Annotated in this window: 6 protein-coding genes and 2 pseudogenes; 5 read left to right on the forward strand and 3 right to left on the reverse strand. The window is 57.5% G+C overall.

Annotated features, from left to right (window positions below):
* Positions 1–16: 16 nt before the first annotated feature.
* Positions 17–787, forward strand: a complete 771-nt coding sequence (locus MKS11_RS06650) for a 3-hydroxybutyrate dehydrogenase (RefSeq protein WP_004202988.1) — start codon at positions 17–19, stop codon at positions 785–787.
* A gap of 19 nt (positions 788–806) precedes the next feature.
* On the opposite strand, the gene MKS11_RS06655 is transcribed toward MKS11_RS06650, so the two are convergent.
* Positions 807–1,679 carry a LysR family transcriptional regulator gene (locus tag MKS11_RS06655; protein WP_004145376.1) on the reverse strand — a complete coding sequence of 291 codons (873 nt, stop codon included), beginning with the start codon at positions 1,677–1,679 and terminating at the stop codon, positions 807–809.
* Between the two features lie 106 nt (positions 1,680–1,785).
* Between MKS11_RS06655 and budA the strand changes: the two genes are divergently transcribed.
* From budA to MKS11_RS06675, 4 genes are all read left to right on the forward strand, one after another.
* Positions 1,786–2,565: an acetolactate decarboxylase gene (gene budA, locus MKS11_RS06660; RefSeq protein WP_002908205.1), complete on the forward strand. Its 780-nt coding sequence runs from the start codon at positions 1,786–1,788 to the stop codon at positions 2,563–2,565.
* Positions 2,566–2,574: 9 nt separating this feature from the next.
* On the forward strand, positions 2,575–4,254 hold the full coding sequence (gene alsS, locus MKS11_RS06665; RefSeq protein WP_004202990.1) for an acetolactate synthase AlsS: 1,680 nt from the start codon (positions 2,575–2,577) through the stop codon (positions 4,252–4,254).
* 23 nt (positions 4,255–4,277) lie between these two features.
* Complete coding sequence (locus MKS11_RS06670) at positions 4,278–5,048, forward strand: (S)-acetoin forming diacetyl reductase (RefSeq protein ID WP_004151179.1); 771 nt, start codon at positions 4,278–4,280, stop codon at positions 5,046–5,048.
* A 392-nt stretch (positions 5,049–5,440) separates the two neighbouring features.
* Positions 5,441–6,082 carry a hypothetical protein gene (locus tag MKS11_RS06675; protein WP_064149824.1) on the forward strand — a complete coding sequence of 214 codons (642 nt, stop codon included), beginning with the start codon at positions 5,441–5,443 and terminating at the stop codon, positions 6,080–6,082.
* 128 nt (positions 6,083–6,210) lie between these two features.
* Here the strand turns inward: MKS11_RS06675 and MKS11_RS06680 are convergent.
* Both MKS11_RS06680 and MKS11_RS06685 read right to left on the reverse strand, forming a co-directional pair.
* Positions 6,211–6,504: pseudogene (locus tag MKS11_RS06680) on the reverse strand (GNAT family N-acetyltransferase); the annotation flags it as partial.
* 37 nt (positions 6,505–6,541) lie between these two features.
* Positions 6,542–7,102: pseudogene (locus MKS11_RS06685) on the reverse strand (IS3-like element ISEc14 family transposase); the annotation flags it as partial.

Below are 7,102 nucleotides of genomic sequence, written 5' to 3' on the forward strand. Positions count from 1 at the left end.
CTGAAGGAGAAATATGATGAATTTAAACGGTAAAACAGCGCTGGTCACCGGCTCCACCAGCGGCATCGGCTTAGGGATCGCCAAAGTGCTGGCGCAGGCAGGCGCCCAGCTGGTGCTCAATGGCTTCGGCGACAGCAGCCACGCCCGGGCTGAAGTCGCCGCGCTGGGCAAGATCCCCGGCTATCACGACGCCGACCTCCGCGACGTCGGGCAGATCGAGGCGATGATGCGCTATGCCGAAAGCACCTTCGGCGGCGTCGATATCGTGATCAATAACGCCGGCATCCAGCACGTGGCCCCGGTGGAGCAGTTCCCGGTGGACAAATGGAACGACATCATCGCGATCAATCTCTCCAGCGTCTTCCACACCACTCGCCTGGCGCTGCCGGGCATGCGCCAGCGCAACTGGGGGCGCATCATCAACATTGCCTCAGTGCATGGCCTGGTGGCGTCGAAAGAGAAATCGGCCTATGTCGCCGCCAAGCACGCGGTGGTCGGCCTGACCAAAACCGTGGCCCTGGAAACCGCGCGCAGCGGCATCACCTGCAACGCCATCTGTCCCGGCTGGGTGCTGACCCCGCTGGTGCAGCAGCAGATCGATAAGCGCATCGCCGAGGGGGTCGACCCGGAGCAGGCCAGCGCCCAGCTGCTGGCGGAAAAACAGCCTTCCGGGGAGTTTGTCACCCCGCAGCAGTTGGGCGAAATGGCGCTGTTTCTGTGCAGCGACGCCGCCGCCCAGGTGCGCGGCGCGGCGTGGAACATGGACGGCGGCTGGGTGGCGCAGTAAGCCACTGGCGTCGCGAAGATCAGAACATCGCCAGAAAGCGTTTCACCGTGCGCGAGCGCTCGAAGCGCCGCCAGGCAATGGCGATATCGGTCTTCAGCGGCGCCCCGCTGAGCGGGTGATAGCTCACGTTCGGCTGCTGGATGCAGGTCATCGACTGCGGAACCAGCGCGAAGCCGAACCCGGCATTGACCATGCTCAGCGACGACGAAATCTGCGACGACTGCCAGGCGCGCTCCATATCGATGCCGGCGCGCAGGCAGCTGTTGTACACCAGCTCATACAGCCCCGGAGCCACTTCCCGCGGGAAGAGGATCGGCGCCACGTCGCGCAGCTGCTCCAGGGCCAGGGTCGGCTGCGTCGCCAGCGGGTTATCGCGCGGCAGCGCGATAACCATCGGCTCCTCATCGATAATCCGCAGATTAAAGGCCTTACTGCTCTCGCACGGCAGACGGACGAAGGCAATATCCAGCTCGGCCTCGCTCAGGGCGGTCATCAGATTGGCCATGTTGTCTTCCATCTGGTGCAGGGTCACCCCGGGGTGGTCGAGCTGAAAACGGTGCAGCAGCGTGAAGATTTGCGGGTGGAAAGCATCAGAACTGGTAATGCCTAGCGACAGGCTGCCGTTCATCCCGCGGGCAATGCCCTTGGCCTTCTCCAGCGCCGCATCGCTCATGGCGAGGATCTGACGGGCATCCTCATAGAACGACTCACCGGCCTCGGTGAGCTCCACCCCGCGGGTCAAACGCCGAAACAGCGGGGTCCCCACCTCGCGCTCAAGCCGCTGAATTTGCTGACTTAACGGAGGCTGTGAAATACCCAGTTCCTTGGCGGCCTGGGTGAAGTGCCGCGTCCTGGCGACGGCGACAAAATAGCGAAGATAACGAAGTTCCATATCGAAAACGTCTCAAACCAGCATGGTTTCTATATTGGAACTGTGAGCTGAATCGGGTCAACATTTATTTAACCTTTCTTATATTTGTTGAACGAGGAAGTGGTATATGAATCATTCTGCTGAATGCACCTGCGAAGAGAGTCTATGCGAAACCCTGCGGGCGTTTTCCGCGCAGCATCCCGAGAGCGTGCTCTATCAGACATCGCTCATGAGCGCCCTGCTAAGCGGGGTTTACGAAGGGAGCACCACCATCGCCGACCTGCTGAAGCACGGCGATTTCGGTCTCGGCACCTTTAATGAGCTGGACGGGGAGCTGATCGCCTTTAGCAGTCAGGTCTATCAGCTGCGGGCCGACGGCAGCGCGCGCAAAGCCCAGCCGGAGCAGAAAACGCCGTTCGCGGTGATGACCTGGTTCCAGCCGCAGTACCGGAAAACTTTCGACCACCCGGTGAGCCGCCAGCAGCTGCACGAGGTGATCGACCAGCAAATTCCCTCTGACAACCTGTTCTGCGCCCTGCGCATCGATGGCCATTTCCGCCATGCCCATACCCGCACCGTACCGCGCCAGACGCCGCCGTACCGGGCGATGACCGACGTCCTCGACGATCAGCCGGTGTTCCGCTTTAACCAGCGCGAAGGGGTACTGGTCGGCTTCCGTACCCCGCAGCATATGCAGGGGATCAACGTCGCCGGGTATCACGAGCACTTTATTACCGATGACCGCAAAGGCGGCGGTCACCTGCTGGATTACCAGCTCGACCACGGTGTGTTGACCTTCGGCGAAATTCACAAGCTGATGATCGACCTGCCCGCCGACAGCGCGTTCCTGCAGGCCAATCTGCATCCCGATAATCTCGATGCCGCCATCCGTTCCGTAGAAAGTTAAGGGGGTCACATGGACAAACAGTATCCGGTACGCCAGTGGGCGCACGGCGCCGATCTCGTCGTCAGCCAGCTGGAAGCCCAGGGGGTACGTCAGGTGTTCGGCATCCCTGGCGCCAAAATCGACAAGGTATTCGACTCACTGCTGGATTCCTCCATTCGCATTATTCCGGTACGCCACGAAGCCAACGCCGCGTTTATGGCCGCCGCCGTCGGGCGCATTACCGGTAAAGCCGGCGTGGCGCTGGTCACCTCCGGCCCGGGCTGCTCCAACCTGATCACCGGTATGGCCACCGCCAACAGCGAAGGCGACCCGGTGGTGGCCCTGGGCGGCGCGGTGAAACGCGCCGATAAAGCCAAACAGGTCCACCAGAGTATGGATACGGTGGCGATGTTCAGCCCGGTGACGAAATACGCCGTCGAGGTGACCGCGCCGGACGCGCTGGCGGAAGTGGTCTCCAACGCCTTCCGCGCCGCCGAGCAGGGCCGCCCGGGCAGCGCTTTCGTCAGCCTGCCGCAGGATGTGGTCGATGGCCCGGTCAGCGGCAAAGTACTGCCGGCCAGCGGGGCCCCGCAGATGGGCGCCGCGCCGGATGCCGCCATCGACCAGGTGGCGAAGCTTATCGCTCAGGCGAAAAACCCGATCTTCCTGCTCGGCCTGATGGCCAGCCAGCCGGAGAACAGCGCGGCGCTGCGCCGTTTGCTGGAGGCCAGCCATATTCCGGTCACCAGCACCTATCAGGCCGCCGGGGCGGTGAATCAGGATAACTTCTCTCGCTTCGCCGGCCGGGTCGGGCTGTTTAACAACCAGGCCGGGGACCGTCTGCTGCAGCTCGCCGACCTGGTGATCTGCATCGGCTACAGCCCGGTGGAATATGAACCGGCGATGTGGAACAGCGGCAACGCGACGCTGGTGCATATCGACGTCCTGCCCGCCTATGAAGAGCGCAACTACACCCCGGACGTCGAGCTGGTGGGCGATATCGCCGGCACCCTCAACAAGCTGGCGCAAAATATCGATCGCCGGCTGGTGCTCTCCCCGCAGGCGGCGGAGATCCTCCGCGACCGCCAGCACCAGCGCGAACTGCTGGACCGCCGCGGCGCGCAGCTGAATCAGTTTGCTCTGCATCCGCTGCGCATCGTTCGCGCCATGCAGGATATCGTCAACAGCGACGTCACGCTGACCGTGGACATGGGCAGCTTCCATATCTGGATTGCCCGCTACCTGTACAGCTTCCGCGCCCGTCAGGTGATGATCTCCAACGGCCAGCAGACCATGGGCGTCGCCCTGCCCTGGGCCATCGGCGCCTGGCTGGTCAATCCTGAGCGCAAAGTGGTCTCCGTCTCCGGCGACGGCGGCTTCCTGCAGTCGAGCATGGAGCTGGAGACCGCCGTCCGCCTGAAAGCCAACGTGCTGCACCTGATCTGGGTCGATAACGGCTACAACATGGTGGCCATCCAGGAAGAGAAAAAATATCAGCGCCTGTCCGGCGTCGAGTTCGGGCCGATGGATTTTAAAGCCTATGCCGAGTCCTTCGGCGCCAAAGGGTTTGCCGTGGAAAGCGCCGAGGCGCTGGAGCCGACCCTGCGCGCGGCGATGGACGTCGACGGCCCGGCGGTGGTGGCCATTCCGGTGGATTATCGTGATAACCCGCTGCTGATGGGCCAGCTGCATCTGAGTCAGATTCTGTAAGTCATCACAATAAGGAAAGGAAAATGAAAAAAGTCGCACTTGTTACCGGCGCCGGCCAGGGGATTGGTAAAGCTATCGCCCTTCGTCTGGTGAAGGATGGATTTGCCGTGGCCATTGCCGATTATAACGATGCCACCGCCAAAGCGGTCGCCTCGGAAATCAACCAGGCCGGCGGCCGCGCCATGGCGGTGAAAGTGGATGTTTCTGACCGCGACCAGGTATTTGCCGCCGTTGAACAGGCACGCAAAACGCTGGGCGGCTTCGACGTCATCGTCAATAACGCCGGCGTAGCGCCGTCCACGCCGATCGAGTCCATTACCCCGGAAATTGTCGACAAAGTCTACAACATCAACGTCAAAGGGGTGATCTGGGGCATTCAGGCGGCGGTCGAAGCCTTTAAGAAAGAGGGGCACGGCGGGAAAATCATCAACGCCTGCTCCCAGGCCGGCCACGTCGGCAACCCGGAGCTGGCGGTGTATAGCTCCAGTAAATTCGCGGTGCGCGGCTTAACCCAGACCGCCGCTCGCGACCTCGCGCCGCTGGGCATCACGGTCAACGGCTACTGCCCGGGGATTGTCAAAACGCCGATGTGGGCCGAAATTGACCGCCAGGTGTCAGAAGCCGCCGGTAAACCGCTGGGCTACGGTACCGCCGAGTTCGCCAAACGCATCACCCTCGGTCGGCTATCCGAGCCGGAAGATGTCGCCGCCTGCGTCTCCTATCTTGCCAGCCCGGATTCTGATTACATGACCGGTCAGTCATTGCTGATCGACGGCGGGATGGTATTTAACTAATAAAAAATAAGCTCTGACATGGCTTGCCCCTGCTTTCGCGCAGGGGCTTTTTTTTGGTTTGAGTGTAAGCATCCCGGCGAAACGAAGCATCAATATTTGAGGGCTTCTGGCGTTCCTACTTGCGCTTCTGGCACGACGTGGGCAATCTGACTGGGATGAAGGTCTGATTTGAGCGAGGAGCGGAAGTTCGGGAACGGGATAGCTCCATTGATGACTTTATGCTACGTGTTAAACCACAGGTAATGGAGTTGCTGCCGGAGAAAGTAGTATTCTTTAGACTGAGATCTTTTGAAAGGAACTGTAGTTGCTATAAAATTGAGGAACCAAATTTTTTAGCTTTTAAAAAATAAAATATTATCTCTTTTAGAAATCAGATAAGCAGGAGAAAAGCTATGATATCGATAATAAAGGACCTATTTAGTAATCAAGTGGTTTCCGCAGTCATTCTTACTATCATTGGAGCGATTACAAAAAAGTATATTCAGTTTCATCGCAGAGACTTTTTTTCACGCTCATCCTCCGAGCAGATAAAAGCAGTCGAATGGCTTAGAACCTCTTCTGTACCCATCTCCGATCCGTTAGCAAAGGCGGAACAGCAGTTCCGCCTACAGTCGTTCGGACTGCATAGAGATTGGCATTTATCTTATAAAATCATATGCTTGAGTTCCGATTATGCACAGTCGTTGATTCCGTCCCTGAAGGCAGTCTTGCGTTATCAGGGCATGTACACAATTACTAACGGGAATATATACCCTCATAAATTCCATAAGTGGATAATACCTTTTGTGTTAATATCTTTGCTATTATATATCGGTGCTGAGATATACAGAGGTTCTTCACAGAGTGATGGTATAGAGATTTTGAAATCTCTATACGTCGTTATTGTGGCTTTTATAGTATGGTGTTGGGTCGCTGCTTGTGCTCTGAGAGTATCAAGCATCAGTAAAAAGCTCAATGCCTATATCCCACCCGCAAACGATTTTAAATCCAAGACATACGATTTCAGTTCAATACTCAATAATAGATATCCCTAGCCTGGCTGATCTGCTTCCCGTAAATACTGATACCTGGCAGTAAGCGAGATCCGCTTCTGGCACGGCGCGAACTGTTAACTGAGCCAAAGGTCCGCCATGAGCGAGGAGCGGACATTTTTCTTCATCCTCTACTTCGTCCATTCTTTATGCAGTAACGCATAGATGTATGTGTCGTCATACCTTGCTTTACCCTCCTCGTTTTCAAAGGAGACAAATTCTTTAAAACATCCTTCACGTCGCATAAGTAGTCGTTCGCATAGTTTTTGAGAGGCGTAATTATAATCTTCCACCCAGGCATACAAACGTCTGGCGCCTTTTACTTTAAATAAATAATCAAACAGTGCAGCAACTGACTCGCTTGCATATCCCTGATGTTCGTAACGTTGATTAAAATGCCAGCCTACTGACCAGGTATTGCTGTCTGTGGACTGACCCCACAACAGTAGACATTTCCTGTCCTCACGACGAGGCCTGTTCAAAGGCCTCCGGACTGACGCCGCCGAGGTGGCTGTGACGCCGGGTCCGGTTGTAGAACACTTCAATGTAATCGAAGATATCCGCCCGGGCCAGATCCCTGGTTTTATATATGCGTTTTCTGATCCGTTCTTTTTTCAGCGAACTGAAGAACGATTCGGCCACCGCATTATCCCAGCAGTTGCCACGCCTGCTCATGCTCGGCGCCAGGTTATTGGCCCGGCAGAAGCGCTGCCAGTCGTCACTACCGTACTGGCTGCCCTGATCGCTATGTACGATAACCTCGCCGTCCGGTTTTCGACGCCACACGGCCATCATCAGCGCGTCGAGCGCCAGTTCGCGTGAGAGAGTGGGTTTCATCGACCAACCGACCACATTACGGGCGAAGAGATCGATAACCACCGCCAGATACAGCCAGCCCTGCCAGGTGCGGATATAAGTAATATCGGTGACCCAGACCTGATTGGCCCGGACAACGGTAAACTGCCGCTGCACACGATTAGGCGCAACCACTGAAGGTCGGCCAGCGATACGACGCGGAGCTTT

The organism is Klebsiella sp. K5-45 (genome assembly GCF_030128605.1).
In the GTDB taxonomy this organism is placed as follows: Bacteria; Pseudomonadota; Gammaproteobacteria; order Enterobacterales; family Enterobacteriaceae; genus Klebsiella; species Klebsiella quasipneumoniae.